This is a genomic window from Actinomadura rugatobispora (assembly GCF_055379765.1).
The window spans coordinates 11828796-11855020 of record NZ_AP029191.1 but is presented as its reverse complement, the minus strand read 5'-3'; the positions used below and the strand labels follow the sequence as shown (position 1 = coordinate 11855020).

Annotated in this window: 28 protein-coding genes; 19 read left to right on the top strand and 9 right to left on the bottom strand. The window is 74.6% G+C overall.

Features of this window, described 5'->3' with window-relative positions:
• Position 1: 1 nt before the first annotated feature.
• Both ACZ466_RS53220 and ACZ466_RS53215 read right to left on the bottom strand, forming a co-directional pair.
• The gene (locus ACZ466_RS53220; protein ID WP_378284705.1) at positions 2 to 1150 is read right to left on the bottom strand and encodes an inositol-3-phosphate synthase; all 1149 of its coding nucleotides are present in this window, start codon (positions 1148 to 1150) and stop codon (positions 2 to 4) included.
• A 180-nt stretch (positions 1151 to 1330) separates the two neighbouring features.
• A complete protein-coding gene (locus tag ACZ466_RS53215) occupies positions 1331 to 1768 on the bottom strand; it encodes a ChaB family protein (RefSeq protein WP_378284706.1) in 438 nt (145 codons plus the stop codon).
• A gap of 19 nt (positions 1769 to 1787) precedes the next feature.
• Between ACZ466_RS53215 and ACZ466_RS53210 the strand changes: the two genes are divergently transcribed.
• The 5 genes from ACZ466_RS53210 to ACZ466_RS53190 all read left to right on the top strand — a co-directional run bounded on the left by ACZ466_RS53210 (position 1788) and on the right by ACZ466_RS53190 (position 6729).
• A complete protein-coding gene (locus tag ACZ466_RS53210; protein ID WP_378284707.1) occupies positions 1788 to 1967 on the top strand; it encodes a hypothetical protein in 180 nt (59 codons plus the stop codon).
• Between the two features lie 91 nt (positions 1968 to 2058).
• Positions 2059 to 2979: an NADP-dependent oxidoreductase gene (locus ACZ466_RS53205; protein WP_378284708.1), complete on the top strand. Its 921-nt coding sequence runs from the start codon at positions 2059 to 2061 to the stop codon at positions 2977 to 2979.
• 166 nt (positions 2980 to 3145) lie between these two features.
• Positions 3146 to 4156 (top strand): lysylphosphatidylglycerol synthase domain-containing protein, encoded by a 1011-nt coding sequence (locus tag ACZ466_RS53200; protein WP_378284709.1) that lies wholly within the window; start codon positions 3146 to 3148, stop codon positions 4154 to 4156.
• Between the two features lie 117 nt (positions 4157 to 4273).
• On the top strand, positions 4274 to 5074 hold the full coding sequence (locus ACZ466_RS53195; RefSeq protein ID WP_378284710.1) for an SAM-dependent methyltransferase: 801 nt from the start codon (positions 4274 to 4276) through the stop codon (positions 5072 to 5074).
• A 92-nt stretch (positions 5075 to 5166) separates the two neighbouring features.
• A complete protein-coding gene (locus ACZ466_RS53190; RefSeq protein ID WP_378284711.1) occupies positions 5167 to 6729 on the top strand; it encodes a class I adenylate-forming enzyme family protein in 1563 nt (520 codons plus the stop codon).
• Positions 6730 to 6773: 44 nt separating this feature from the next.
• Here the strand turns inward: ACZ466_RS53190 and ACZ466_RS53185 are convergent, their stop codons facing one another.
• Complete coding sequence (locus ACZ466_RS53185) at positions 6774 to 7919, bottom strand: NDMA-dependent alcohol dehydrogenase (protein ID WP_378284712.1); 1146 nt, start codon at positions 7917 to 7919, stop codon at positions 6774 to 6776.
• Positions 7920 to 8135: 216 nt separating this feature from the next.
• On the opposite strand from ACZ466_RS53185, the gene ACZ466_RS53180 reads away from it, so the two are divergent.
• The gene (locus ACZ466_RS53180; protein ID WP_378284713.1) at positions 8136 to 8816 is read left to right on the top strand and encodes a TetR/AcrR family transcriptional regulator C-terminal domain-containing protein; all 681 of its coding nucleotides are present in this window, start codon (positions 8136 to 8138) and stop codon (positions 8814 to 8816) included.
• Here the strand turns inward: ACZ466_RS53180 and ACZ466_RS53175 are convergent, their stop codons facing one another.
• Positions 8817 to 9491, bottom strand: coding sequence for a TetR/AcrR family transcriptional regulator (locus ACZ466_RS53175; protein ID WP_378284714.1), 675 nt, complete (start codon positions 9489 to 9491; stop codon positions 8817 to 8819).
• A gap of 133 nt (positions 9492 to 9624) precedes the next feature.
• On the opposite strand from ACZ466_RS53175, the gene ACZ466_RS53170 reads away from it, so the two are divergent.
• From ACZ466_RS53170 to ACZ466_RS53160, 3 genes are read left to right on the top strand one after another with little or no spacing between them, the layout of a single operon-like run.
• Positions 9625 to 10116, top strand: a complete 492-nt coding sequence (locus ACZ466_RS53170; RefSeq protein WP_378284715.1) for a TetR/AcrR family transcriptional regulator — start codon at positions 9625 to 9627, stop codon at positions 10114 to 10116.
• Positions 10113 to 10313, top strand: a complete 201-nt coding sequence (locus tag ACZ466_RS53165) for a ferredoxin (RefSeq protein WP_378284716.1) — start codon at positions 10113 to 10115, stop codon at positions 10311 to 10313. The genes ACZ466_RS53170 and ACZ466_RS53165 overlap by 4 nt, the downstream gene beginning before the upstream one ends.
• Positions 10310 to 11584 (top strand): cytochrome P450, encoded by a 1275-nt coding sequence (locus ACZ466_RS53160; RefSeq protein WP_378284717.1) that lies wholly within the window; start codon positions 10310 to 10312, stop codon positions 11582 to 11584. Before ACZ466_RS53165 ends, ACZ466_RS53160 begins: the two co-directional genes overlap by 4 nt.
• A gap of 13 nt (positions 11585 to 11597) precedes the next feature.
• On the opposite strand, the gene ACZ466_RS53155 is transcribed toward ACZ466_RS53160, so the two are convergent.
• Entirely contained in the window at positions 11598 to 12284 is a 687-nt protein-coding gene (locus tag ACZ466_RS53155; RefSeq protein WP_378284718.1) for a response regulator transcription factor, read from the bottom strand.
• Positions 12281 to 13876, bottom strand: coding sequence for a sensor histidine kinase (locus ACZ466_RS53150; protein ID WP_378284719.1), 1596 nt, complete (start codon positions 13874 to 13876; stop codon positions 12281 to 12283). The genes ACZ466_RS53155 and ACZ466_RS53150 overlap by 4 nt, the downstream gene beginning before the upstream one ends.
• Before the next feature lie 195 nt (positions 13877 to 14071).
• Here ACZ466_RS53150 and ACZ466_RS53145 point away from each other — a divergent pair, with 195 nt between their 5' ends.
• The 7 genes from ACZ466_RS53145 to ACZ466_RS53115 all read left to right on the top strand — a co-directional run bounded on the left by ACZ466_RS53145 (position 14072) and on the right by ACZ466_RS53115 (position 19588).
• A complete protein-coding gene (locus tag ACZ466_RS53145) occupies positions 14072 to 15058 on the top strand; it encodes a Bug family tripartite tricarboxylate transporter substrate binding protein (protein WP_378284720.1) in 987 nt (328 codons plus the stop codon).
• The gene (locus ACZ466_RS53140; protein WP_378284721.1) at positions 15055 to 15576 is read left to right on the top strand and encodes a tripartite tricarboxylate transporter TctB family protein; all 522 of its coding nucleotides are present in this window, start codon (positions 15055 to 15057) and stop codon (positions 15574 to 15576) included. The genes ACZ466_RS53145 and ACZ466_RS53140 overlap by 4 nt, the downstream gene beginning before the upstream one ends.
• Positions 15577 to 15578: 2 nt before the next feature.
• Complete coding sequence (locus ACZ466_RS53135; protein ID WP_378284722.1) at positions 15579 to 17060, top strand: tripartite tricarboxylate transporter permease; 1482 nt, start codon at positions 15579 to 15581, stop codon at positions 17058 to 17060.
• Between the two features lie 18 nt (positions 17061 to 17078).
• On the top strand, positions 17079 to 17627 hold the full coding sequence (locus ACZ466_RS53130; protein ID WP_378284723.1) for a TetR/AcrR family transcriptional regulator: 549 nt from the start codon (positions 17079 to 17081) through the stop codon (positions 17625 to 17627).
• Positions 17624 to 18319: an SGNH/GDSL hydrolase family protein gene (locus tag ACZ466_RS53125; protein ID WP_378284724.1), complete on the top strand. Its 696-nt coding sequence runs from the start codon at positions 17624 to 17626 to the stop codon at positions 18317 to 18319. The genes ACZ466_RS53130 and ACZ466_RS53125 overlap by 4 nt, the downstream gene beginning before the upstream one ends.
• A gap of 26 nt (positions 18320 to 18345) precedes the next feature.
• Entirely contained in the window at positions 18346 to 18573 is a 228-nt protein-coding gene (locus tag ACZ466_RS53120; protein ID WP_378284725.1) for a hypothetical protein, read from the top strand.
• A gap of 103 nt (positions 18574 to 18676) precedes the next feature.
• Positions 18677 to 19588, top strand: coding sequence for a TauD/TfdA dioxygenase family protein (locus tag ACZ466_RS53115; protein WP_378284726.1), 912 nt, complete (start codon positions 18677 to 18679; stop codon positions 19586 to 19588).
• 18 nt (positions 19589 to 19606) lie between these two features.
• Here ACZ466_RS53115 and ACZ466_RS53110 read toward each other — a convergent pair whose 3' ends face one another.
• The 3 genes from ACZ466_RS53110 to ACZ466_RS53100 form a co-directional block, all read right to left on the bottom strand.
• Complete coding sequence (locus ACZ466_RS53110; RefSeq protein ID WP_378284727.1) at positions 19607 to 20149, bottom strand: zinc-binding dehydrogenase; 543 nt, start codon at positions 20147 to 20149, stop codon at positions 19607 to 19609.
• On the bottom strand, positions 20134 to 20445 hold the full coding sequence (locus tag ACZ466_RS53105) for an alcohol dehydrogenase catalytic domain-containing protein (RefSeq protein ID WP_378284728.1): 312 nt from the start codon (positions 20443 to 20445) through the stop codon (positions 20134 to 20136). Before ACZ466_RS53105 ends, ACZ466_RS53110 begins: the two co-directional genes overlap by 16 nt.
• An 81-nt stretch (positions 20446 to 20526) precedes the next feature.
• Positions 20527 to 21135: a TetR/AcrR family transcriptional regulator gene (locus ACZ466_RS53100; protein WP_378284729.1), complete on the bottom strand. Its 609-nt coding sequence runs from the start codon at positions 21133 to 21135 to the stop codon at positions 20527 to 20529.
• A gap of 102 nt (positions 21136 to 21237) precedes the next feature.
• Here ACZ466_RS53100 and ACZ466_RS53095 point away from each other — a divergent pair, with 102 nt between their 5' ends.
• The 3 genes from ACZ466_RS53095 to ACZ466_RS53085 all read left to right on the top strand — a co-directional run bounded on the left by ACZ466_RS53095 (position 21238) and on the right by ACZ466_RS53085 (position 26224).
• The gene (locus ACZ466_RS53095; RefSeq protein ID WP_378284730.1) at positions 21238 to 21867 is read left to right on the top strand and encodes an FMN-dependent NADH-azoreductase; all 630 of its coding nucleotides are present in this window, start codon (positions 21238 to 21240) and stop codon (positions 21865 to 21867) included.
• Positions 21868 to 22051: 184 nt separating this feature from the next.
• Positions 22052 to 24136 carry a protein kinase domain-containing protein gene (locus ACZ466_RS53090; protein WP_378284731.1) on the top strand — a complete coding sequence of 695 codons (2085 nt, stop codon included), beginning with the start codon at positions 22052 to 22054 and terminating at the stop codon, positions 24134 to 24136.
• 42 nt (positions 24137 to 24178) lie between these two features.
• On the top strand, positions 24179 to 26224 hold the full coding sequence (locus ACZ466_RS53085) for a protein kinase domain-containing protein (protein ID WP_378284732.1): 2046 nt from the start codon (positions 24179 to 24181) through the stop codon (positions 26222 to 26224).
• The last annotated feature ends 1 nt before the right edge of the window (position 26225 follow it).

Sequence of the window (26225 nt, the reverse complement as noted above, 5' to 3'; positions counted from 1 at the left end):
CTCACCGGCAGCCGCCGGCGGCGAAGGACCGGAGCCGCTCGTACTGGGCGGCGAGGTCGTGCGTGCCGGTGCCGATCGGGTCCTTGAAGAAGTAGGCCAGCTCGGGCAGCGGGCCCGCGCGGCCCGCCGCGTGCGCGGCGGCGACGAACCGGGCCAGGTCGAGCACCAGCGGCGCCGCCAGCGCCGAGTCGTACCCCTGCCAGGTGAACTGCAGGGACATCCGCGCCCCCAGGAAGCCCTGGAACGTCACGTGGTCCCAGGCGGTCTTCTGCTCGCCCAGGTCGGCCACATAGTCGATGTGCAGCGGCCCCTCGACCGGGTACCCGAGCGTCTCGCCCACCAGCCGGCCCTTCGCCTGCAGCTTGCTCTCCGCCGCCCGCGCGTCGGCGAGGTTGGCGCCGTCCCCGCCGCCCAGCAGGTTGGTGCCGGACCAGGAGTTCACCCGCAGGTTCCGCCCGGCGAACATCGGCGCCAGCACGGCCTTCAGCAGGGTCTCGCCCGTCTTGCCGTCGTTCCCGGCGTACGGCACGGCGCGCTCGCGGGCGAGCTCGTCCAGGGCGGGCAGCCGGGCGCCCACCGAGGGGGTGAAGTCGACGTGCCCGCAGCCCGCCTCGAACGCGGCGTACGCGTAGCAGGCGCTGGCGGGCAGCTCCGGCGCGCCGTCCGCGATCGCCCGGCGGAGCGCGGCGAGGGTGGCGTGCTCGGGACGGGGCGGCGTGGGCGGTTCGGTGGGCGTCACGTTCACCACGACGACGCGGTCGAGCGCGTGCCGGTCGCGGAAGCCCGCGATGTCGGCGGACAGCCGCGCCAGCGTCCCGGCCGGGTCCCGGGTGCGGTCGCCGGCGCCGCCGGTGACGATGTCGTTCTCCACCGCGGCCAGGTCGTCGTGCAGCCGGGCGGGCAGATCCGCGGGGAACAGCCCCGCGTGCGCGAGCTGCTCGGCGCGCTTGGCCAGCGGGACGTCGGCGGGATCGTGGCCGCCGAAGACCAGCCCGGTCAGCTCAGGCAGGCCGCCGCCGGGGAAGCCGGGCCGCTCGGAGACCAGCCCGGTGCTCTCGGCGAGGCCGGCGCGGACCGCCAGCGCGCCGATGATCGCCGTGGTGGCCACCGACCCGCGGACGCCCGCCAGCCATACGCCAGTACCGCTCATGTCTGGTCCTCGCAAGAAGTCTCGTTCCGGCCGGGGCCGCCTTCACCATCGGACACGAGACGGACTTTGTCCAGAGAGTGAGAGAAGTTCGGAGAGAGTTGACGAAAGCCCCCGCTCTCGCTGCAAAAGGCGCGGGCCTGCAGCGCGGAACGCGGGGGCTCTCACCGGCGGACACGGGTTTCAGGACTTCTGTCCGGACCTGGCCCGTGCGGTCTCGCGGCGGTTGGCCTTCTCGATCGCCTGCACGAGCTCGTCCTTGGACATGCCGGAACGGCCCGAGATGCCCAGCCGCTTGGCGACGTCGTACAGGTGCTGCTTGGAGGCGTGCGCGTCCACACCGCCGGCGGTGGCGCGCGAGGTGCCGCGGCCGCCCTCGGCCTGCTTGTCGGACGGTCCCTTGGCGCCCCCGGCCTTGGGCTCCCAGTGGTCGCCGACCTTCTCGTGGGTGTGCTTGAGGGCGGCGTAGGCCACGCGGTGGGCCCGCTGCCCCTCCCCGTACTCCTCCACGGCGGAGTCGTGCGCCTTGGCGAAGGTGCGCTGGGCCTTGGCGTCCGAGCGCTTGAGGGTGTCGGGGAGCTCGTCCTTATTCACCCGGCCCCGGCTGGTGGTCATCGGCATCTTCCCTGCTCCCTTCGGTGTGTCGGGTGCCTTCGCGGGTTGCGGTACCCCGGTTCGGCGGTCGCTCACCGGCTTTCGCGACGTCCGCAGGCTCAAGGAGCTGGGCCTGACCGAGAGCCTGCCGACCGGCTACCGGCTCTCCCCGCGGGGCCGGGCCGTGCTGGCCCACCTCGAAACCCCCGGACCGGACGAGGTCTGACCCGGTCCTTGGCGCGGGCACGGGTTTAGGCCTTCCGGCCAGAGGCAGGCAAGCAAGGGCTGCCACCCGTCCGCTGGAAGGAGACCGGCTCGTGCGCGCCGTCATCTACGATGCCTATGCCGCCGACAACTCGCGCCTGAAGCTCGGCGAGGTGCCCGATCCCAAGGTCGGGCCCGGCCAGGTGCTCGTCGAGGTGCGGGCGGCCGGGGTCAACCCGGTGGACTGGAAGCTCATGGCCGGTGGCCTGGACGCGATGATGGACGTGTGGTTCCCGGTCGTGCCGGGCTGGGACGTCGCCGGGGTGGTCCGGGCGGTCGGCCCCGACACTCCGGAGTTCTCTCCCGGGGACGAGGTCATGTCCTACGCCCGCAAGGACGTCGTCCGCGCCGGGACCTTCGCCCAGTACGTCGCGGTGCCGGCCAGTGCGGCCGCGCATAAGCCGCCCGCGCTCGACTGGCACCAGGCGGGCGGCCTGCCGCTCGCCGGGATGACGGCGCTGCGCAGCCTGGACCGGCTCGAGGTCGCCGCGGGCGACACCCTGCTGCTGCACGGGGCGTCCGGGGGCGTGGGGTCCGCCGCGCTGCAGATCGGACGCGACCGGGGAGCCCGCGTCATCGGCACCGCCTCGGAACCCAACCACGACTACCTGCGCGCACTGGGAGCCGAACCGGTCACCTACGGGGAGGGGCTCGTCGAACGTGTGCGCAAGCTGGTGCCCGAAGGGGTGACCGCGGTGGCCGATTTCGTCGGCGGCCAGGTCGAGACCACCCTGGCGGTGCTCGCCGAGGGCGGGCGCCACGTGTCCGTGGCCGACAACTCCGTGGAGCGGCGCGGCGGCCACTGGATCTGGGTGCGCCCCGACGGGGCCAAGCTCGCCGAGCTGGCCGGCCTCGCCGAACGGGGCGTGCTCACCGTGGAGGTCGCCGGCTCGTTCCCGCTGGAGGAGGTCGGCGCGGCCTTCGACCTGAGCCGCTCCGGCCACGCGCGCGGCAAGCTCGTGATCACCCCCTGAACGTCCACCGCGTGGCGCCGTGCGCCGGGTGGACGGGTTGCCCCGTGGGCGGATAGGGGGGCTGGCCCCACCCCCGTTGGGATGCACGCACCACTGATCTTCGCGGCCCGAAGGGGTTGGCTTGGGTTGGGCGGATGACCGTCGGCCAGGCGCAGCGGAGGAAACGATGAAGTTCTACGGCGACCACAGGATCCGGGCCCTCCTCTGGGTGGCGGCCGGGGCGGCGGTCGTGGTGGGCGTCGGCGTGATGCTGGCGGGCGGCGAGGCCGCGGCCACGGTCTCGGGCGCGGTCCGGGCCGCCTCCGGCGCGCACTGGGCCGTGGTGCCGGTGGTCGCGGCGCTGGTGGTGGTGCACTTCTGGTTCTCGGCGGTGGCGCTGCGCGGCGCGGCGGGCAGGACCATGCCGCTGCTGCACGCGACCTTGGCCCAGTTCACCGGCGCGACCGCGAACCGGATCACCGGCGGCGGGCTCGGCACGGTGGCGGTCAACGCCCGGTACCTGACCGGCCGGGGGATGCCGGCCGGGCGCTCGGTGGCCGTGGCGGGCGTCCTGCAGGTCGGCGGCGCGATCGCCGACCTGCTGCTGTTCGCCGTCGTGGTCGCGGTCGCCGTGGCCGCCGGCGACGGCGCCCTGCTGTCGCACGTGCACGTCGTCAGCCGCGAGGTGCTGGTCATCGGCGCGGTCGCGGTCGTGGCGGCGGGCGTGGCGGCGTGGCTGCTGCGCGCCCGGCTCCGCGGCCCGATCGAGGTGTGCGCGGAGATGGCGCGGCGCCCCCGCGACCTGCTGGTGATGATGGCCGCCTCCGCCGCGACGACCCTGGTCATGGGCGTGGCGTTCGCGGTGAGCATGCTGGCGGTCCCCGGTGCGGTGTCGCCGGGGCAGATCGGCACGCTGATCGTCGTCTACATGATCGGGGCGGCGGCGGGCGGGGTCGTCCCGGGCCCCGGCGGGCTCGGCTCCACCGAAGCCGCGCTGGTCGCGCTGCTGGCCGTCGCCGGCGTCGAGACCGCGGCGGCGCTGTCGGGCGTGCTGATCTTCCGGGCCATCACCCACTGGGCGCCCGTCCCCGTCGGCGTCCTGGCCGCAGGCACCGTCCGCGGGCGCAAGGCGGCCACGGTCGTCGCGCTCCCGGCCCGGGAGAAGCAGGACGCGCCCGTGATGGCACAGGCCGCCTGAGCCGGGAGCGCCCCGGTCCGGGGCCGCGGATCCGCCGGGACGCGCCGGGGCGCGAAACCCCTCGGAAGGCGTAACGTCGTACTAACTTGTGATCAGTACGGTCGCCGGTGAGGAGTGATGGTGGACGAGAGGTTGCTTCCGGGAGGGTTCGACCCGAACCTCTCCAACATCGCGCGGATGTACGACTACTACCTCGGTGGCAAGGACCACTACGAGGCCGATCGTGTCCGCGCCGAGGAGGCGATGGCCGCCGACCCCACGCTGCTGACCACCATCAGGGGGAACCGGGCCTTTCTCGGGCGCGCGGTGCGGTACCTGGCGGAGCGGGGCGTCGACCAGTTCCTCGACATCGGCACGGGCCTGCCCACCCAGCAGAACGTGCACCAGATCGCGCAGTCGGTGAACCCGCGCGCCCGGGTCGTCTACGTCGACTACGACAGGCAGGTGGTCGCGCACGGGCGGGCGCTGCTCGCCGGTTCGGACGTCACCCGGATGATCCAGGCCGATCTGCGCCGGCCGCGGGAGATCCTGGAGCACCCCGAGATCAAGCTGCTGGACTTCGACCGGCCGGTGGCGCTGCTGCTGGTGGCGACCCTGCACTTCATCCCCGACGAGAGCGATCCGGCCGGCATCATGGCCGAGCTGCGCGACGCGCTGGCCCCGGGCAGCCATCTGGCGCTCACGCACGCCTCGGCCGACGGCATCCCCGACGTGGTCGCCAGGGTCGTCGAGGTCTACAAGCGGACCTCCGCGCCGGGCACGCCCCGCACCCGCGACCAGGTGACCGGCCTGTTCGGCGACTTCGAGCTGCTCGACCCCGGGCTGGTGTGGGCGCCGCTGTGGCGTCCCGAGCGCCCGGTGGGCCTGGAGGAGGCCAAGCGGACGTGGTTCTACGCGGGCGTCGGCCGCAAGCTTTGACAAGCTTCGGCAACTCCGGACATTTCCCGATATTTAGCACCCGTACGCCCGATGATTGATCTTTGAAGGATCATCGGCCGAGGGAGGACGACATGCGGGCGCGGACGGTCGGGGCGGCGCTGGAGGACGCGGCGGCCCGTGGCGGGGCATTCCTGCACGACGGCGACGGCACCATCACCTACGCCGCCTTCGACGAGCTGACCGACCGCGTCGCCGCCGGGCTGCTGGCCCGCGGGATCCGGCGCGGCGACCGCGTCGGGCTGCTCGGCCTCAACACGCCGGGGTGGCTGGCCGCCTTCTTCGGGGCCGCGCGGATCGGCGCGGTCGTCGTCCCCCTCAACGTGCGCTACCGCGAGGAGGAGCTGTCGTACATGCTCGGCCAGAGCGGCGCCCGCGCGGTCATCAGCGCCGGCACCGCGGCCGGCTTCGACTTCGCCGCGTTCTTCGAGGAGTTCCGGCCGCGCCTCCCCGGCGTGGACGACTACGTGTTCTTCGGCGAGGGCTTCGCGGGCAGCGGCTCGTTCGACGAGCTGGCCGCGACGCCGCCCGCCCCGACCGCCCTGGCCGAGGCGCGCGCGGCGGTCGACCCCGACGACCCGCTGATGATCCTCTACACCTCCGGGACGACCGGGCGGCCCAAGGGCGCGGTCATCACGCACCGCGGGATCCTGGCCTCGGCGTCGGCGCAGGCCGCGCACTTCGGGACGGGCGAGGACGACGTCCTGCTCGGGCACCTGCCGCTCAACCACGTCGGCGGCATCACCTGCACCGTCATGGCCGCGCTGGTCGGCCGCTCCGCGGTGGCGCTGCTGCCCGCGTTCGGCCCGGAGGCGGCGCTGGACGCCGTCGAGCGGCACCGCGTCACCTTCCTGGGCGCGGTGCCGACGATGTTCGTGCTGATGCTCGGCCACGAGGGCTTCGCGCGCCGCGACCTGTCGTCGGTGCGGATCTGCACGGCGGGCGGCTCCAACGTCGAGCCGGCGCTGGGCGAGGCGATCCGGCGCGGCTTCCCGCAGGCGTCGCTGTACGGGCTGTACGGCCTGTCGGAGTCCTCGGGCGCGTGCGTGCTGTCGCGGACCGACGACCCGCCGGAGACGGTGGCCCGCACGCTGGGCGTGGTGATCGGCGACTTCGGGGCGCGGGTGACCGGGCCGGACGGGGCCGTCCTGCCGCCGGGCGAGACCGGCGAGCTGCAGATCCGCGGCGACTGCGTGGCCGTGGGCTACTGGGACATGCCGGAGGAGACCGCCGAGGTGTTCGCGCCCGACGGCTGGCTGGCCACCGGCGACATGGCCGAGATGGAGCCGGACGGCCATCTGGTCCTGCGCGGCCGCAAGAAGGAGATGTACATCCAGGGCGGCTTCAACGTCTACCCGGTGGAGATCGAGAACCTGCTGGCCGCCCATCCGAAGGTCGCGATGGCGGCGGGGATCGGGGTGCCGGACGAGGTGCTCGGCGAGGTCGGCCGGTTCTACGTGGTGCCGGACCGGGGGGCCGGGCCGCCCACGGCGGAGGAGCTCACCGACTACTGCCGGGAGCGGCTGGCCGACTACAAGGTGCCCCGCCAGTTCGTCATCACCGCCGAGGTGCCGCTGACCCCGGTCGGCAAGATCCACAAGGCGCTGCTGAAGGAGCGCCACCTGGCCGGACGCTAGCCGCGGCCCCGGCCGGCCGCCGTCGCCGGCCGGGGCCGCGCCCGTCAGTACTTGATCATTCCGCGGATGTTCTTGCCGTCGCGCATGTCCTGGTAGCCCTGGTTGACGTCGTCGAGCCCGTAGGTGGTGGTGACCAGCTCGTCGAGCTTGAGCCGGCCCTCCTCGTACAGGCGCAGCAGGCGCGGGATGTCGCGGCGCGGGTTGGCGTTGCCGAAGATGCAGCCGACCAGTTCCTTGCGCTGCATGGCCAGGTCGAACAGGTTGAGCTTCACGTCCTCCTGGGCGACCGGCGCGACCGCGACGACGACGCCGCGGCCGCCCTTGGCGACCAGCGCCATCATCGGGGCGACCAGGTCGCCGGTGGCCACGCCGGTGGTGAGGATCGCCTTGTCGGCGTTGGCGCCCCAGGTCAGCTCGCCGACCTTGGCGGCGGCCTCCTCGATCGACGCCGCGGTGTGGGTGGCGCCGAAGGTCGCGGCCTTCTCCCGCTTCCACTCCACCGGGTCGACGGCGACGACGTGGCGGGCGCCGGCCAGGGCCGCGCCCTGCACGGCGTTCATGCCGATGCCGCCCAGCCCGATCACCACGACGCTCTCGCCCGGCTGCACGCCGGCCGCGTTGACGGCCGCGCCCCAGCCGGTGGTGACGCCGCAGCCGACCAGCGCGGCCTTGTCGAGCGGGAGCCAGTCGTCGATCCTGACGCAGGAGGCCTCGTTGACCACGGTGTACGGCGCGAACGTGCCGGTGCAGCACATGATGCCGAGGTCCTTGCCGCCCTTGGAGTGGTGCCGCGCGGTCATGTCGCCGATCTGGCGGCCGGCCAGCAGGACGGCGCCCATGTCGCAGATGTGCTGGCGGCCCCGGGCGCACGAGGGGCAGCGGCCGCAGGCGGGCACGAACGACAGGACGACGTGGTCGCCCTCCTTGAGCGTGGTGACGCCGGGGCCGACCTCGACGACCTCGCCGGCGCCCTCGTGCCCGCCGACGACCGGGAACTGCTCCAGCGCCAGCAGCGCCGCGATCTCGGGTTCGAGGACCATGTCGCCGGTGAGGAGGTGCTCGTCGGAATGGCACAGGCCCGACGCCGCGAGCTTGACCTTGACCTCTCCCGCCTTGGGATCGTCGAGTTCGATGTCCTCGACGCTCCAGTCGGTACGGGGTTCCCACAGGATCGCCGCTCGGGTTCGCACTGGCGCCTCCTCGTTTCAGGTCCGGGAACGGACGGGACGGGCTCTTCGGGGGGTGGGGGCGGTGTCCGCGTCAGGCTGAGGCAACGATGCCATGCCGCGTACGATGTAAACAAGGTTTATGACGTACTCTCCGCCGGTCGCGGGGGGCGTGCGTACACTTGCGGGACGAGCGGGGCGCCGGTGCGGGGGAACCCCCGGCGGCGGGAGATCGGGGTCATGCCGAAGCACACGCCACAACCGGTCATGCGGATCGTCCTCAACCGCGAACTGATCGTGCACACGGCCGTCGGTCTCGTCGAGCGCCAGGGCCCCAAGGCGCTGTCGATGCGCGCGGTCGCGGGCGAGCTGGGCGTGACCGCGATGGCGATGTACAAGCACGTGCCCAACAGGGAGGCGCTCGTCCGGGGCATCGCCGAGTACGTGATGGCGACCCTCGACCTGCCCGCGGCGACGGCTCCGGGTGACTGGCGCGCCGGCGCGCGGGACCTCACCCTGGCCTTCCGCCGCACCGCCGCCGAGTACCCGCGCAGCCTGGCGCTGGTGCTGGCGAGCAAGGCCGAGATCCCGGTCGGGCTGCGGGCGGTCGAGCGGGCCCTCGCCCTGTGCGCCGACGCCGGCCTCGACGGCAGGACCGCGGTGCACGCCGTGCGCGTGCTGATGGCCTACACGCTCGGCACCCAGCTGCGGGAGGCCGGGATGAGCAGGCTCCTGGGGGAGCGGCCCGGCGCCCCGGACGCGGACCTGGACGCGGCTCCGGACGACCCGGAGACCGTGGCCTTCGCGCACATGGTCACCCTTCCGGCCGACCTGGCCGATCCCCGGTCGGACGCGGACTTCGAGTTCGGCCTGGAGTTGTTCCTGTCCGCGATCGAGGGCATGGGACGGCGCGCGCGCTGATCAGCCGTCCCCGCGGGGGAGCCGGTCGAGCGCGGCGAGCAGCATCTCGAGCCCGAGCTCGAACTCCGCCTCCGGGTCGGGCCGGGTCAGCTCCTCGAACAGGGCGGCGACGTGCGGGGTCTCCGCGGGGTCCAGGTCGACGCGGGGGTCCGCCGGGTCGCCGGGGAGGCCGTGCGACATCGTGACGGCGCCGTCCTGCAGTATCTGGGCGCCCATCATGTAGGCCATGAGCGCGCGCAGCGCGCGGACCGAGGTCTCGTCGTCGAAGCCCGCGGTCGCCAGCAGCGCGAGGATGCGCCGCGTCGCGCGCCGGGCGGACTTCGCGGAGACCCTGCTGGTCAGCACCAGGTACATGGTCCGCGGGTAGCGCCGCGCGGTGGCCCGGAAGGCCGCCACCAGGGTGCGGGCGTTGAGCTTCCAGTCCCGGTCGGGGCCGGTGGCGGACGCGGGCACGTCCAGATCGGCGAGGACCGTCTCGGCCACGGCCTCCAGCAGCGCGCCCTTGTTGGGGACGTGGTTGTAGAGCGTCATCACGCCCACGTCGAGCTCGGCGGCGATCTTCCGCATGGACAGCGCCCGGGAGCCGTCCCGCTCGATGATCGTGATGGCCGCGCCGACGATGAGGTCGCGCGTCAGAGGCCGCCGCGCGACCTGCTCAGCCGGGTTCTTCGCCATCACCGCAAGGTCTATCACGCCGCCCGCGCGGCGGGTCCCGCCGGGCCGGGCCCGCCCTTGACGTATCAAATGAACGTTCTTTTAATTACCCCATGGGGCGCATAGCGGGCGTAACGCCCGCGGAGACCCGGGCGTGAGCAACGGCGCCCTGTACGCCCATTTCGGCTCCAAGGCGGAGCTGCTGGTGGCGGCGCTGCGCGCGCACGGGCGGCGGCTGCTGGCCGACCTGCTCGCCGCCGACCCGGACCGCTCGATCGCCGAGACGCTGCTGGCCGCCGGCCGGTCGCTGCCCGGCCGCCGCGACGCGCGCGGCCGGCTGATCGTCGAGGCGCTGGTCGCGGCCCGCCGGGACGAGGACGTCGCGGGGCCGATGCGCGACTACCTGGGGGAGCGCTCGGACCTGCTCGCCGGGCTGGTGCGCCTCGCCCAGGACGGGGGCGAGCTCGACCCCGGCCTGTCGCCCGGCGCGCTCACCCACTTCTGCTTCCTGTCCTCGCTGGGCGGCGCGCTCGTCCCGCCCGGCCTGCACGTGGTCGACGGCGAGGAGCGGTCGGCACTGATCGTCCGGGTCGCGACGGTCCTCGCCCCGCCCTCCGGCACACGACAGACGGGAGAACTGCAGTGAAGGTGCGGATCGACTCCGAGCGCTGCCAGGGGCACGGCCGCTGTTACGACCTGGCCCCCGAGCTGTTCGGCGACGACAAGGAAGGCTACGGGACGGTCCTCGCCGACGGCGTGGTCCCGCCGGACGCGGCGCACGCGGCTGGCGGCGTCCAACTGCCCCGAACGCGCGATCGACCTCGTCGAGGAGGCGTGAGATGACCACCGGCGACGAGCGCTTCACCGAGGACTCCCGGGGGATGCGGGAGGACCGTCCCCTCGGCATCCGCAACGAGATCGTCACCGGCCCGGTCGGGGACTGGGCGGCCGACTTCTCCCACCTGGAGCCGGAGTGGGCCGCCGACCCCTACCCGATCCAGGACGACCTGCGGCGGCGCTGCCCGATCGCGCGCACCGAGCGGTTCGGCGGCGGGTGGCTGCCGACCCGGTACGAGGACGTCGCGGCGATCGCCCACGACACCGACCGCTTCTCGTCCCGGTCGATCGTCATGAGCAACTTCCGCCCGCCGCGGGAGACGGCACCGGTGGGCGGCGTCCCGCCGATCTCCTCCGACCCGCCGTTCCACCGCGACGCGCGCAGGCTGCTGCTCCCGGCGTTCACCAGGACCGCGATCGGGAGGCTGGAGCCCGCGACCAGGGCGTTCTGCCACGCGCTGATCGACGGCTTCGAGGGGCGGGACGTCGTCGACGCCGCGCACGAGTACGCGCAGCACATCCCGATGCGGGTCATCGCCGACATGCTCGGCTTCCCGCCGGAGGACGGGCCGCGCTTCCGCGAGTTCGTCGAGAACACGCTGGAGGGCGTCAACCTGCCGCCCGACGAGCGGCTCGCCCGCATGGACGCGCTGTTCGACTACCTCCTCGCGCAGATCCGCGACCATGTCGAGAACCCGCGCGAGGACCTCACCACCTACCTCATCGAGGCCGAGCTGTACGGCGGCAAGCTGGCCCCGTCCCATGTCGCCGGGACGATGGCGCTGCTGCTGATCGCCGGCGTCGACACGACGTGGAGCGCGATCGGCGCGTCGCTGTGGCACCTGGCGCGGACGCCCGCCGACCGCGAGCGGCTCGTCGCCGAGCCCGCGCTGCTGCCGACCGCGATGGAGGAGTTCCTGCGCGCCTTCGCGCCGGTCACGATGGCGCGGCTGGTGAAGGAGGACATGCGCTGGAACGGCGCCGACATGAAGGCCGACGACTGGATCCTGCTGTCGTTCCCGGCCGCCAACCGCGACCCGGCCCAGTTCGACCGGGCGGACGAGGTCGTCATCGACCGCGAGGTGAACCGGCACGCCGCCTTCGGCCTGGGCGTCCACCGGTGCGTGGGCTCGCACCTGGCGCGCATGGAGCTGCGGGTGGCGCTGGAGGTCTGGCTCGAACGCGTCCCGGCGTTCTCCCTGGAGGACCCGGCGGCGGTGACCTGGTCGGCGGGGCAGGTCCGCGGGCCGCGCCGGCTTCCCGTCCGCATCGGCTGACCCGGCCGGCCGCTCAGGGGCGCGCCGGGCGGTAGCGGCGTTCGGGACGGCCCGTGCCGCCGTAGCGCAGGTGGACCACGGCCGCGCCCGTCGCCGCGAACTGCTCCAGGTAGCGGCGGGCGCTGGGCCGGGACAGCCCGGTGACCCGGGCGCACTCGCTGGCCGACAGGCCCTCGGGATGCTCCCGCAGCGCCCGGCCGACCAGCTCGGCCGTCTGCTCGCTCAGCCCCTTGGGCAGCCCGCGCGCGATCCGGGGCCGGGAGGCGAACATGTCGTCGACCTCCCGCTGGAGGGCGGGGCCGCCGCGCGACAGCCGCCGCAGCCGCTCCCGCAGCGTCCCGACGTGCTCCAGCTGGGCGCGCAGCGCGGGGTAGGAGAACGGCTTGATCAGGTAGTGCAGGGCGCCGCCGCGCAGCGCGCCCCGGATGGTGTCGGCGTCGCGGGCGGCGGTGATGACCACGACGTCGGTGTCCGCGCCGGAGGGGTCGGCGCGCAGCTCCCGCAGCACGGTCAGCCCGTCGATGTCGGGCAGGTAGATGTCCAGCAGCACCAGGTCGGGGCGCCGGTCGCGGACGGCCCGCAGCGCCTGCGCCCCGGTGTGGGCCACCTCCACCACGGTGAACCCCTCGGTCCGCTCGACGTAGCCGCTGTGGACCTTGGCGACCATGAAGTCGTCGTCCACCACCAGGACGCGGATCACGGCGCGGCCCCCGCCCCGGCCGGCAGCCGCGCGGTGAACTCGGCGCCGCCCGCGTTGCGGACCTCCACCGAGCCGCCGCGGCGGGTGCAGGCCTGCCGGGTCAGCGCCAGCCCGAGGCCGCGCGGCCCGTACCCGGCGGCCTTGGTGGTGAAGCCGTGCGCGAACACCTCCGCCGCGATGTCGGGCGCGACCCCCGGCCCGGAGTCGCGCACCACGACCGCGACCGCGTCGCCGTCGTGCCGGATCGCCACCTCGATCCAGTCATCGCCGCCGCCGGCCGGGGAGGCCAGGGCGTCCAGCGCGTTCTCCACCAGGTTGCCGACCACCGTGACCAGATCGGCCGACAGCGGCTCGTCGACCGCCTCCAGCCGGCTGTCCTCGGCCAGCCGCAGGCCGATGCCGCGCTCGGCGGCCAGGCTCGCCTTGGCGATGAGCAGCGCCGCCACCGCCGGGTCCCCGATCCGGGCCGTGACCTGGTCCTGCCACCGGCGGCGGGTCCGGCTGACCAGGTCGACATAGTTGCGGACCTCGTCGTACTCGCCCAGCTCGATCAGCCCCGCGATGGTGTGCAGCCGGTTCGTGAACTCGTGCGCCTGGGCGCGCAGCGTGTCGGTGGCGCGGGCGGCCGTCTCCAACTCCTCACGGAGCGCCGCCAGTTCGGTACGATCACGCAGCGTGACCACCGCGCCGATCCGCTGCCCGCCGCGCGCGATCGGCATCCGGTTGAGCACCAGCACCCGGCCCGCGCGCAGCACGATCTGGTCGGCGCCGCGGGCCCGGCCGGTGAGCACGTCCCGGAGCCGGTCGTTGACCTCCAGGTCGTCGACGGCGGCGCCCAGGCAGCCGGGCGGCAGCGCCAGCAGCCCGCGGGCCTGGTCGTTGACCAGCGTGATCCGGTGCTGCTGGTCCATGGCCAGCACGCCCTCCTTGATGCCGTGCAGCAGCGCCTCCCGGTGCTCGACCAGCCCGGTGATCTCCCGCGGCTCCAGCCCGAGCGTCTGCCGCTTCACCCACCAGGTGACCAGCAGCGACCCGGCGACGCCGAGGAGGGTGGCGATGCCGAGCAGGGCGAGGGCGCCGGCGGGGGAGTCGGTGAGCCGCGCGAGGAGGCCCGGCATCGCCCTGTCGGCGGCGACGATGCCGATGATGTGCGGGCCCCGGCCGTCGCCGGGGGTGCCCATGACCGGTACGTGGGCGGTCAGCCGGCCGTCGAGGACGCCGACCCAGGCGCGGCCCCGCGCCACCGTGCTCTCGCCGAGGGGGAGCGGGGCGTGCAGCCGGTCCGGGTCGGGGCCGGCCAGGACGCGGCGGTCGACGCCGGTGATGATCACCGAGTCGGCGCCCGACAGGGTGCGGGCGCTCTCGGCGAAGGTCGCGAGGGGGTCCCGCCGCACCGGGTCGGCGAGGCTGCCGCGCACGCCGGGGGTGGCCGCGACGTTCTCGGCGACCGACAGCAGCTTGCCGCCCTCGGCGTCGACGAAGCCGCGGCCCGCCTGGACGGCGGAGAAGCCCGCGACGCAGCCGAGCACGGCGAGCACGATCACCATCTGCCAGGCGAGCAGCTGTCCGGCGAGGGATCTGGCGGGACTCACACGCGTGCCTCCTCTGTGTGACCTGACTCACTATGGCATGCCGTCCGGGGGACGCAGGACCGGGCGATGGGCGACCAGAAAGAGCAAAAGTACCGATACGCGCACAAGCGCGACCGTGCGGGCGGCCCCGGGCAGGATGGCGCCTTCCGGGGTCCGCGCCCCGGGGAGTCCGCACCGAGGAGGAGCGCCGTCCGGATGAAGAACGCGAGAGCCTGGCTCGCGGCCGCCGCCGCGGTGCTGCTGGCCCTGCTGGTCCCGCCCGTGCTGTCGGCGGGCGGAGAGGACACCGGCACCCGGATCCGCGGGCTGCGGATGCTGGTGCCCAACGCGCCCGGCGGCGGGTACGACATCACCGCCCGCACCGCGGCCAAGGCCATCGAGGACGCCGGCCTCAACGGCGACATCGAGGTGTTCAACCTGCCCGGCGCGGGCGGCACCGTCGGCCTCGGCCGCATCGTCGGCGAGCGCGGCAACGGCAGGCTGGTGATGTCGATGGGCCTGGGCGTGGTGGGCTCGGTCTACACCAACAAGACCCCCTCGACGCTGCGGGACACCACCCCGATCGCCCGGCTCACCGAGGAGTCCGACGTCATCGCGGTCGGGAAGAACTCGCCGTACCGCACCATCGGCCAGCTGATCGAGGCGTGGAAGGCCGACCCCGGGAAGGTGCCGGTCGGCGGCGGGTCCTCGCCCGGCGGGCCCGACCACCTCGCCCCGATGCTGATGGCCAGGGCGGCCGGCATCGCCCCGCGCCGCGTCAACTACGTCCCCTACGACGGGGGCGGCGAGCTCACCGCCGCCATGCTCGGCGGCAAGGTCGGGTTCGGGGTCTCCGGCGTCGGCGAGACCCGCGACCAGATCGCGGCGGGCGAGCTGCGGCCCCTCGCCGTCACCGGCGGCGAGCGGGCGCCCGGCATCGACGCCCCGACGCTGAAGGAGTCCGGGGTGGACGTCGACTTCACCAACTGGCGCGGCATCGTCGCCCCGCCGGGACTGACCGGGAACGGCGAGAAGAAGCTGATCGCGCTCTTCACGCGGCTCCAGCAGACCCCGCAGTGGCAGGAGGCCCTGCGCCGCAACGGGTGGACCCCGGCGTTCCAGCCGGGCCCGGAGTTCGCCGGGTTCCTGGAGTCGGAGAACGCCCGGGTCGCCTCCGTGCTGAAGGAGCTGGGACTGGCATGAGAACCGACATGAGAACCGGCACGAAGAACGGCGGGGACGTCCGGCGCTCCGAGTTCGGGGTCTGCGCCTTCCTGCTCGCCCTGGGGATCCTGGTCGTCACCGACGCGCTGCGCATCCCCACCGACTTCGCCCAGCGCGGCCCGGTCGGGCCCAAGGCCGTCCCGGTCGTGGTCGGCTCGCTGCTCGTGCTCGTCTCGGTGCTGCTCGCCGTCGACGTGCTGCGCGGCGGCCGCGGCCAGGCCGAGGCCGGGGAGGACATCGACCCCGGCAGCCCCGTCGACTGGCGGGCCGTGCTGCTGCTGTCGGGTGCGTTCCTGGCCAACGCGGCGCTGATCGACACGATCGGGTTCCCGCTCTCGTCGGCCGCCATGTTCTGGGGCGCCGCGTACGCGCTGGGCAGCCGCAACCTCGCGCGCGACCCGCTGATCGCCGTGGGCCTGTCGCTGACCACCTGGTTCGTCTTCAACGAGCTGCTCGGCGTGCCGCTGCCGGGCGGGCCGCTGATGGGAGTGCTCTGACCGTGGACCAGATCTCCGACCTCATCGGCGGCTTCGGCACCGCGCTGACCCCCGTCAACCTCTTCTTCGCCGCCCTCGGCGTCCTGCTGGGCACCGCGATCGGCGTCCTGCCGGGCATCGGCCCGGCGATGGCGGTCGCGCTGCTGCTGCCGGTCACCTACGGGCTCGACTCCACCGCCGCCTTCATCATGTTCGCCGGGGTCTACTACGGCGGGATGTTCGGCGGCTCCACCACCTCGATCCTGCTGAACACGCCCGGGGAGAGCGCCGCGGTCGTGACGGCGATCGAGGGGCATCCGATGGCGCGGGCGGGCAGGGGCCCGCAGGCCCTGGCCGCCGCGGCCGCCGGCCACTTCGTCGGCGGGATGATCGGCACCACCCTGCTGGTGCTGCTGGCCCCCACCGTCGCCTCGCTCGCCGTGGACATCGGCGCGGCCGACTACTTCGCGATCATGGTGCTGGCGTTCGCCGCCGTGACGTCGGTGCTCGGCTCGTCCCGGATCCGCGGCTTGGCCGCCCTGCTGATCGGCCTGACCATCGGCCTGGTCGGCATGGACGAGATGACCGGCCAGTCCAGGCTGACCTTCGGCTCCCTGCACCTGGCCGACGGCATCGACGTCGTCGTGGTGGCGGTGGGCCTGTTCGCCCTCGGCGAGTCGCTCTGGGTGGCCGCGCACCTGCGGCGCACGCCCGCCGAGCCGATCCCCGTCGGCCGTCCCTGGCTGTCCCGGGCGGACCTGCGGCGCACCTGGCGCCCCTGGCTGCGCGGCCCGCTCATCGGCTTCCCGTTCGGCGCGATCCCGGCCGGGGGCGCGGAGATCCCGACGTTCCTGTCGTACGTGACCGAGAAGCGGCTCTCCAAGCGGCCCGGGGAGTTCGGCACCGGCGCCATCGAAGGGGTGGCCGGGCCGGAGTCGACCGCCAGCGCCTCGGCCGCGGGCACGCTGGTGACGATGCTGACGCTGGGACTGCCCACGACGGCCGTCGCCTCGGTGATGCTGGCGGCGTTCCAGCAGTACGGCATCCAGCCCGGCCCGCTGCTGTTCGAGCGCGAGCCCGCGCTGGTCTGGGGCCTGATCGCCAGCCTGTTCATCGGCACCGTGCTGCTGCTGGTCATCAACCTGCCGATGGCGCCGGTCTGGGCGAAGCTGCTGCGCATCCCGCGCCCCTACCTGTACGCCGGGATCCTGTTCTTTGCGGCCGTCGGGGCCTACGCGGTCGGGGGAGAGGTGCTCGACCTGCTGCTGCTCCTGATCATCGGCCTGGTCGGCTTCGGCATGCGCCGCTACGGCCTGCCGGTCCTCCCCGCCATCATCGGCGCCATCCTCGGCCCGGCCGCCGAGCAGCAGATGCGCCGGGCGCTGCAGATCAGCGACGGGGACCTGACCGGCCTGGTGAACACCCCGATGTCGGTGGCCGTCTACACCGTCATCGCGCTGCTGCTGGCCTGGCCGCTGCTGCGGCGCCTTGTTAGTAAGTGGTAACTAAACTATTCTCGGCCCATGGGAGGCAGACGTTCCAGCGCGGCGGAGCGGCGCGCGCAGGCGACGGCGGCCGGCATGCGGATGTTCGCCGACCACGGGCTGACGATGACGGCGATCCAGCGGGTCGCGGACGAGATCGGGGTGTCGCAGCCCTACGTGTTCCGGCTGTTCGGCAGCAAGCAGGCGTTCTTCCTGGCCTGCCTGGACGAGCTGGAGGACCGGGTGCGCGAGGTCTTCCGCCGGGCCGCGGCGACGTCCCCGGACGCCCCGCTCAAGGCGATGGGCGCCGGATTCCGGGAGCTGGTCGCCGACGGGGTCGTCACCGGCCTGTGGCTGCAGGCGTCCGCCGCCGCGCGCGCCGACGAGGAGGTCGCGGCGCGCTGCCGCGCCCTCATCTCCGGCGTGCTGCGGGAGGCCGGAGCACTGACCGGGGCGGCGCCCGACGACATGGCGCGGTTCGTGGCCAACGGCGCCCTCGTGGTGATGCTGCAGGCGCTGGGCGTGGACGTGACCGGGGGGAGCCGCGCGGCCGTCGACGCGCTGCGCGCCGAGGAGGCGAGATCGTGAACGCGCTGCTGATGCCCGTCGTCGCCGTTCAGGGCCTGTGGGTGCGGTCCAGGACCGAGCGCCTCCCCGAGGCGTCCGGCCCGGCCGGAGGCGCGGCGGGGGAGGGGGCCGGCCCGCCCGTGCGGCTGGCGGTCCTGGGGGAGTCGACCGCCGCCGGGTGCGGGGTGGGCACCCACGACGAGGGCTTCCCGGGGTGCCTGGCCCGCGAGCTCGCCGCCCGCGACCGCCGTCCCGTCACCTGGGAGGTGGTCGGGCAGAACACCGCCACCGCCCACCGCATCCGCCACCGGCTCCTGCCGCGGCTCGGCGGCGGCCTGGACGTCGCCGTGCTGCTCGCGGGCGTCAACGACGTGCTCACCCGGCGCGACCCGCGCCAGTGGGGCGAGGATCTCGCCGCCATCGTCGACGGCCTCGGGGAGCGCGCCGCGCACGTCGCGGTCACCGGGATCCCGCCGTTCGAGGCGTTCCCGTCGCTCCCGGGCGCGCTGGGCCGCTACCTCGCCCGGCGCGCGGACGCCCTCGACGAGGTGTCCCGGCGGGTGTGCGAGCGGGCGGGCGCGACGTGGGTCGGCTCGGGCGGCATCGTGCCCGAGCCCGTGGACCCGGACTTCTTCGCCCGCGACCGCTTCCATCCCTCCGCCTCCGGCTACCGCCGCTGGGCCGGAGCGGTCGCCGGCCACCTCGCCTTCTGACGGAACCGCCGAGAGGGAGCTCGTCCATGCCGTCCGCGCATCCCGGCCGCGCCCGCCTGCTGGCGTTCGGCGCGAGCGCAGCGCTCTCGCTCCTGCTCTCGCCCATCACCGCGATCTTCGCCGTCCTGATCGGCGCCGCGGGCCTGTGCGCGGCGGCACCGGCCCGCCGCGCACAGACCATGCCCGTCGCGGTCTTCGCCGGCGTCACCGCCGGCGCCCTGCCCTACCTCGTCGCGGGCCTGCTCATCCGGTAGTGCGGGGCGGCGGGGTATTTCCTATCTATCCTGTCGGTATAGTTGACTTGCTTGACGGCGGCGTGATTCGCTACGGCCAGCCTTCGAGAGCCCGGAAAGAGGTATGCGAGTGTCCGAGTTCGATGTCCGCAAGGTCGGCGGCCGTATCGGGGCCGAGGTCGTCGGCGTCGACGTGCGCGAGCCGTCCGACCGGGTGTTCGCCGAGATCCGCGCCGCGCTGCTCGAGCACAAGGTGCTGGGCTTCCGCGGCCAGGAGCTGACCGACGCGGACCAGCTCGCGTTCGCGTCCCGGTTCGGGCCCCTCACCGGCGCGCACCCCACCGTGCCGTCGGTGGACGGGGCGCCGCAGGTCCTCCCGGTCGACAGCGCGTCGGGACGGTCCAACCACTGGCACACCGACGTCACCTTCGTGCAGTCGCCGCCCAAGGTCAGCACGCTGCGCAGCGTGGTCGTCCCGCCCTACGGGGGCAACACGCTGATCGCCAACACGGCCGCCGCGTACCAGGACCTCCCGGACGTCCTGCGCGACTTCGCCGACCGGCTGTGGGCCGTGCACACCAACGACTACGACTACATCCGGCCGGGCAGCGAGGGAAGCGACCCCGAGAAGGCGGCCGCGCACCGGAAGGCGTTCGTCTCGCGCGTCTGGAAGACCGCCCACCCCGTGGTGCGGGTGCACCCCGAGTCGGGAGAGCGCAACCTGTTCATCGGCGGCTTCGCGCAGAAGATCGTCGGCCTGTCCGATCGGGAGGGCCGCGCGATCCTCGACATCCTCGAGTCGTACGTGACCCGCCCGGAGAACATCTTCCGCTGGGCCTGGGCGCCGGGCGACCTGGTGCTGTTCGACAACCGGATCACCCAGCACTACGCGCCCGACGACTACGGCGACCTGCCCCGGCGCCTGCACCGGGTCACCGTCGCCGGCGACGTGCCCGTCGGCGTGGAAGGGCGGCGCAGCTACCGGGTCGAGGGCGACGACGCCTCCCACTACACCCCGGTCGCGACGGCGGCCTGATCCCGCACGCGGCGCCGGTCAGGGGACGAGGACCGCCCGGCCGCGGATCCGGCCCGCCGCCAGGTCGTCGACGGCCGACCGGAAGTCGTCGAGCGCGTACTTCGCGGTGTGCAGGGTGACCGCCCCGCGCGCGGCCAGCGCCATCAGGTCGCACAGATCGTTGTAGGACCCGACGAGGTCGCCGATGAAGCCGATCTCGCTGGAGATGACGTCGATCGTGGGCACCACGAGGTCCTCGCCGTACCCGACCACGTGGTAGTCGCCCGCGCGGCGCAGCATCCGCACGCCCTCGGCGGTCGAGCCGCCCTCGCCGACGAAGTCGATCACCACCTCGGCGCCGTGCCCGCCGGTGAGGTCCAGCACCGCCTCGACCTGCCCGCCGTCGGCGACCACGCCGTGGTCGGCGCCGAGCGACCGGGCCAGCTCGACGGCGTCCGGATTCCGGTCGACCACGATCAGCTCGGCGGGGGCGATCGCCCTGAGCACCTGGACGCCGATGTGGCCGAGGCCCCCGGCGCCGATGACCACGCACCGGTCGCGCGGGGTCAGCCGGCGCGGCACAGCCCGCAGGTGACCAGCGGGTGCACGATCACCTTGTCGCCCTCGGCCACGCCGGTGACCGCCGGGCCGACGGCGTGCACCCACCCGGCGTTCTCGTGCCCGATCGTGTACGGCAGCGCCACCCCGCTCTTCTCCGCCCACTGGCCCTCCAGGATGTGCAGGTCGGTCCGGCACACCCCCGCGCCGCCGATCTTCACGACGACGTCGAACGGTTCCGCGGGCTCGGGGACGGGCACCTCGGCCATCCGCAGGTCCCGGTGGTAGCCCACGACCTGGACGGCTCGCATCGTGCTCATGGACGTGCTCCTCCCCTCGGCGGGCCGGATGTAACGTGCGGCACATCCACCGGCCCCGCGCCGATCCCGGGCGACGCCGTCTCAGGCCCGGCAGACGCGTTCCACGAGGAACTGCCAGCTGCCGGCGAGCCGCTCGATGTCGCGTGCGGCCTCGGCCTGCTCCGGCAGCGACAGGTACAGCAGGACGGGGCCCTCCAGGGCGCCGGTGAGCTGGAGCGCCAGGCCGTCGACGTCGTCCAGGCCGAGATCGGCCTGCCGCAGCAGGACGCGGATGTGGAGCTGGGACAGCGTGGCCGCCCCGGCGGGGACGGGCTGGGCGCGGTCGAGGGCGGCGCGGGCGAGCGCGTGGCGCTCCAGCAGCCATTCGATCCTGCTCCGGCCGTAGGCGACCAGCCGTTCGACCGGGCCGGCTCCGGGCCCGAGCGGCGGCGGGCCGGAGAGCACGCGCTCCTGGAAGAGGCGCTCGTCCTCGTCCAGGAGGGCGTGGAAGATCCCCGCGCGGGTGCCGAACCGGCGGAAGACGGTGCCCTTGCCCAGGCCCGCCCGCTCGGCCAGGCCGTCCATGGTGACCTTCTCCGCGCCGACCTCGGCGAGCATCTCGCGGGCCGCGTCCAGCAGGAGCAGGCGGTTGCGCGCGGCGTCGGCGCGCTCGCCGCGGGGTCGTCCCAGGGGGACGTCGAGTCGCTCCACGGGACCCGATCCTATGCCCGGAATAATAAGCGGGGTAAAGTCCGCTTATCGTTGTGACCGTGCCGCGCACCGCGGCCCGCCTATCTCCAGGAGAGACCGACCATGAGCCTGTTCCGGCTGGACGCCAGCATCCTTCCCGGCGCATCCGCCAGCGCCGAGATCGCCGACACCGTGGAGGCGGAGTGGGCCTCGGCCCGTCCCGGGGCGCCGGTGGTGCGCCGCCACCTGGGCACCGACCCGCTGCCCGCCGACGCCTGGACGCTGGCCACGACGGGCGGCTTCACGCCCGAGCCCGACCGCGACCCCGGCCAGCGCGAGGCCCTGGCCCTCGCGTCGGCGCTGGCCTCGGAACTGGAGGGCGCCGACGCGGTGATCCTGGCCGTGCCGCTCTACAACTACGGCGTCTCCCAGCACTTCAAGGCGTGGGCCGACCTGGTGATCACGGGAGCGGGCGCCACCACGCCGGTGCTGAAGGGCAAGCCCACCGTGCTGGTCACCGTGCGCGGCGGCGGCTACGGCCCCGGGACCCCGCGCGAGGGATGGGACCACTCCACCCCGTACCTCAGGCGGGTCCTGGCCGACATCTGGGAGGCGGACCTGACGGTCATCGAGCGCGAGCTCACTCTGGCCGCCACCACGCCCGGCATGGAAGGGCTCAAGGACCTGGCGGCCCGGCTGCACAACGACGCCCTGACCGCGGCCCGCGACGCCGGCCGGGCGCTGGCCGCCTGACGGCCCTGCCCGCCCCGCCGGTGCGCACCGGCGGGGCGGATCGGCGGGGGCACTGCCCGTTCCGGCAGGGAGCCCAGGCCGGAAGCGGACAGGGGCGACGGTATCGGGCGGCGCTCGCCGGGCGGAAAGAGCGAGATCATCTTCTCTGACGGAAACGCGGGACGCCCGCGCCGAAGGGGAAGGGATGCCGATGCGGCCGCTGACGACCGACGATCCCGTGCGGATGGGGTCGTACCGGTTGCTGGCCCGGCTCGGATCCGGCGGGATGGGACGCGTCTATCTGGCGCGCTCGCCCGGCGGCCGCTGGGCGGCGGTGAAGGTCGTCCGGCCCGAGTTCGCCGGCGACGCGCGCTTCCGCGCCCGGTTCCGCCGCGAGGTCGCGGCCGCGCGGAGGGTGGACGGCGCCTTCACCGCCCCCGTGCTGGACGCCGACGCCGACGGGGAGGAGCCCTGGCTGGCCACGGCCTACGTCGCCGGGCCCTCCCTGCAGGAGGCGGTCGGCGGACACGGGCCGCTGGACGAGGCCGGTACCCGGTCGCTGGGCGCCGGCCTGGCCGAGGCCCTGCTCGCCGTGCACCGCGCGGGGCTGGTCCACCGGGACCTGAAACCCTCCAACGTGCTGCTCACCGCCGACGGCCCGCGCGTCATCGACTTCGGCATCAGCCGCGTCCCGGACGCGACGGCGATGACCGCCGCCGGCTCGCTCGTCGGCACCCCGTCCTTCATGTCCCCCGAGCAGGCCGAGGGGAACGGCGAGATCACCGCGGCGAGCGACGTGTTCTCGCTCGGCGGGGTCCTGGTCTTCGCGGCGACCGGGACGGGGCCGTTCGGGTCGGGCCCGGCCGACGCGGTGCTCTACCGGGTCGCCCGGCAAGAGCCCCTCCTCGACGCGGTGCCCGGCCCGCTGCGCCCGGTCCTGGCCGCGTGCCTGTCCAAGGCGCCGGCCGACCGGCCGAGCCCCGAGGACCTGCTCGACCTGCTCACCGGAGGCGCCGCGCCCGACCCGGCCGCGTGGCTGTCCCCGGCGATCCGCGCCGACCTGGCGGACCGGGAGGGCCGCCTGGCGGAGTTCGCGACCCTGCCGCCGGAACCGGCCGGCGCGCCGGTCCGGGCCGGTGTGCGCCGGCGCCGCGTCATCGCCGTCGCCGCCGGAGTCGCCGGGACCGCCCTGGCGGGCGGCGCGGCGGCCGCCTGGAGGATCGGCGCGTCCGGCGGAACCGGCCGCGGCCCGGGGCGCCCCGCCGGGGCCGAGGACGGCACGGGTTCGCTGGTGGGGGCCAGGACGGGCCCCCGGCCCCTGTGGACCTTCGCCCCCGCCCAGCCGTCGGACTTGGCCGGGCTGACCACGACCGGCGGGCTCGTCCACCTGGCGGGCCACCGGCTCGACGCGATCGACGCGTCGAGCGGCCGCCGCAGGTGGTCGTACGACACCGGCGGCCTGCGCGCCGACGTGGCCGGATCGGAGTTCCACGTCCGCGGCACGGGCGGCGCCGTGCATGTCCTCGACGCGGCCACCGGCCGCCGGCGGCGTACCGTCGAGGACGACGCCCTCCTCCCCGCGTTCCAGATCATCGGCTGGACCGGCGACCTGCTCTGCTTCCTGGCGAGCGGCGACGGCCCTGGCGACCCGTACACCGCGAACCTCTTCGACACCCGGCGGCGCCGTGCCCTCTGGAGGAAGGGCCTGGCCGGAGACGTCCACGCCCTGATCCTCGGCCCGGACGCCTGCTACGTCCGCGACGAGGCCGCCCTGTACGCGCTCGCCCTGGACGACGGCCGCGAGCGGTGGCGGGCGCCGTACCCTGCGAACCGCAGACCCCGGGTGATCCGGTCCGGCGGCTTGCTGTTCACCGCCACGCCCGAGGGCGTGGCGGCCCACGAGGTCACCGGACGACGGCGATGGACCGCCCGGATCACGGGCGGTCCGACCGGTGCCGTCGCGCTCGCGGGCGGCGTGCTGTGCTGCGCCATGGCCGACGGCGTCGTCGCGCTCGACCCGGCCACCGGCGCCCGGCGCTGGCACACGCCGGGGCCCGCGGCGCTCGCCACCGACTCCGGCCACGCCCCGGCCCTGTCGGCGGCGCTGGTGGCCGTGAACTTCGACCGGTACCGCACGTCCGCCGGCTTCGCCGTCCTGGACGCCGAGGACGGCGCGGTCCGGTGGACCCTCCAGACGTCCGGCGACCGCGGCACGAACTGGAGACTCGCCGCCACGACCACGACCGTCTTCGCCTACGACGGCGTCCGCCTGCACGCCTTCCGCGGCTGAAGGCCCGCCCCGACCAGCCCGCCCCGACCAGGAGTGCCGACGTTGCAGCCCCTCGAACCGGCCGACCCCCGGGAGATCGGCCCGTACCGCCCGCTCGCCCGGCTGGGCGCGGGCGGCATGGGCATCGTGTACCTCGCCCGATCCCGCGGAGGCCGGGCGGTCGCGGTGAAGGTGATCCGCCCCGCGCTGGCCGACGATCCCGGCTTCCGCGCCCGCTTCGCGCGGGAGGTCGCCGCGGCGCGCAGGGTCGGCGGCGCCTTCACCTGCCCGGTGCTGGACGCCGGCACCGCCGCGGACCCGCCGTGGCTGGCGACCGCGTACGTCGCCGGGCCGTCGCTGCAGGAGGCCGTGGACGTCCACGGCCCGCTGCCGTCCGGGACGCTGCGCGGCCTGGCGGCGGGGCTGGCCGAGGCGCTGGCGTCCGTCCACGCCGCCGGGCTGGTGCACCGCGACCTCAAGCCCTCCAACGTCCTGCTCGCCGGCGACGGCCCCAGGATCATCGACTTCGGCATCGCCCGCGCCGCGGACGCCACGACGCTGACGGCCACCGGGGTCCTCGTCGGCTCGGCCGGATACATGTCCCCCGAGCAGGCGACCGGCGGCGAGACCGGACCGCCCGGCGACGTCTTCGCCCTCGGCGCCGTGCTGGTCTTCGCCGCGACCGGCCGGGGGCCGTTCGGGACGGGGCCGGCGCCGGCGCTGCTGCACCGGGTCGTGCACCGGTCCCCGGACCTCGCCGGCGTGCCCGGCGAGCTGCGGGAGGTCATCGCGGCCTGCCTCGACAAGGATCCGCGCCGCCGCCCCCTCCCGGCGGAGCTGATCGACGCCCCCGTCCCCGCGGCGGCGTGGACCGGCCCCGGCCCGCTGAACGGCGAGATCGAGGCCCGCGAGACGCAGCTGGTGACGCTGCTCGACCGCGGACGGACCCGCGTTGCCGGTCGCCCGGGCCGCCCCGGCCGGCGGGCGTTCGTCGCCGCCGCTCTGGCGGGCGCGGGCGTGGCGGCGGCCGGCGGCGGGGCGGCACTGTGGGCGGCCCGGGGCCGGCGCGGCGACCGGGTGCGGCAACGGTGGAGCCTGCGCTCGGCGGACGCCTTCACCCGGGCGGGGACCGCGGTGGGCGGCCGGTTCCTCTACCGGGACGGAGAGGCCCTGCACGCCGTCGACGCCGGGACCGGCAGGCGCCTCTGGAGTTTCGCCGCCGGAGGCGACCAGGAGACGCCCATCGTGGCGAGACCCTCGTCCGTGCTGGTGATGGTCTCGGGGGCCGTCCTGGCGGTCGATCCCGCGCGAGGAGCCGCGCGCCGCCTGTACGAGGCCCCGGAGGGCAGGGTCCTGCACGGTCTCCTCGGGGCGGGGGACGGCTCCTTCCTCATGACGCTGGGGCCGACGTTCGAGGCGGACCCGTCCTCCGACATCAGGGACCAGTTCCTCGTCGCCGCCAACCTCGCCGACGGCACCGTACGGCGCACCATTCCCGTCAGGGGCGTCCACAACGCCGTCCAGGCCGGGAACGTGCTGTTCCTGCACGACAGGCGCGGCCGGCTGGTGGCCCTCGACCTGACCGCCGGCACCGTCAGGTGGGAGTACCAGGCCACCGACGCAGCGGGACCCCCGGTCGCGGCCGGGAACGCCGTCTACCTCACCGACGCGCGGGGCGTGCACGCGCTCGATGCCGCGACCGGCCGCGAACGCTGGACCTACAGCACCGCGAAGCGGGCCTATGAGATCGCCGTGTCCGGAGGAGCGCTCTACGGCTTCGCCGGGGGCACGCCGTTCTCCCTCGACGCGGCGACCGGCCGGTCACGCTGGATGAGCCCCGCCGATGCCGCCGGGGTGGTGAGCAAGCCGGTGATCGCCTCTGGCCTGGTGTTCGCGGGGGTGACGCGGAGCCGTTCGCCGCGGCCGGACGGGGTGCACGGCGGCGTCTTCGCATGGGACGCCGCCACCGGAGAGCCGGCCTGGCGCCACCCGCACACCGTCGGCGCCACCCCGGAGACGGACGGCGGGCGCGCCTGGATCCTCACCGCCGCGCCCGGCATGGTCTTCGCGGCGCACCACACCGACCTGCTCGCCTTCACGATCACCTGAG

Coding starts and splice junctions, on each gene's coding strand:
- ACZ466_RS53220 (WP_378284705.1), bottom strand. CDS start 1,150: ATGAGCGGTACTGGCGTATGGCTGGCGGGCGTCCGCGGGTCGGTGGCC.
- ACZ466_RS53215 (WP_378284706.1), bottom strand. CDS start 1,768: ATGCCGATGACCACCAGCCGGGGCCGGGTGAATAAGGACGAGCTCCCC.
- ACZ466_RS53200 (WP_378284709.1), top strand. CDS start 3,146: ATGAAGTTCTACGGCGACCACAGGATCCGGGCCCTCCTCTGGGTGGCG.
- ACZ466_RS53195 (WP_378284710.1), top strand. CDS start 4,274: ATGGTGGACGAGAGGTTGCTTCCGGGAGGGTTCGACCCGAACCTCTCC.
- ACZ466_RS53190 (WP_378284711.1), top strand. CDS start 5,167: ATGCGGGCGCGGACGGTCGGGGCGGCGCTGGAGGACGCGGCGGCCCGT.
- ACZ466_RS53180 (WP_378284713.1), top strand. CDS start 8,136: ATGCCGAAGCACACGCCACAACCGGTCATGCGGATCGTCCTCAACCGC.
- ACZ466_RS53175 (WP_378284714.1), bottom strand. CDS start 9,491: ATGGCGAAGAACCCGGCTGAGCAGGTCGCGCGGCGGCCTCTGACGCGC.
- ACZ466_RS53160 (WP_378284717.1), top strand. CDS start 10,310: ATGACCACCGGCGACGAGCGCTTCACCGAGGACTCCCGGGGGATGCGG.
- ACZ466_RS53145 (WP_378284720.1), top strand. CDS start 14,072: ATGAAGAACGCGAGAGCCTGGCTCGCGGCCGCCGCCGCGGTGCTGCTG.
- ACZ466_RS53140 (WP_378284721.1), top strand. CDS start 15,055: ATGAGAACCGACATGAGAACCGGCACGAAGAACGGCGGGGACGTCCGG.
- ACZ466_RS53130 (WP_378284723.1), top strand. CDS start 17,079: ATGGGAGGCAGACGTTCCAGCGCGGCGGAGCGGCGCGCGCAGGCGACG.
- ACZ466_RS53120 (WP_378284725.1), top strand. CDS start 18,346: ATGCCGTCCGCGCATCCCGGCCGCGCCCGCCTGCTGGCGTTCGGCGCG.
- ACZ466_RS53115 (WP_378284726.1), top strand. CDS start 18,677: ATGCGAGTGTCCGAGTTCGATGTCCGCAAGGTCGGCGGCCGTATCGGG.
- ACZ466_RS53105 (WP_378284728.1), bottom strand. CDS start 20,445: ATGAGCACGATGCGAGCCGTCCAGGTCGTGGGCTACCACCGGGACCTG.
- ACZ466_RS53095 (WP_378284730.1), top strand. CDS start 21,238: ATGAGCCTGTTCCGGCTGGACGCCAGCATCCTTCCCGGCGCATCCGCC.
- ACZ466_RS53090 (WP_378284731.1), top strand. CDS start 22,052: ATGCCGATGCGGCCGCTGACGACCGACGATCCCGTGCGGATGGGGTCG.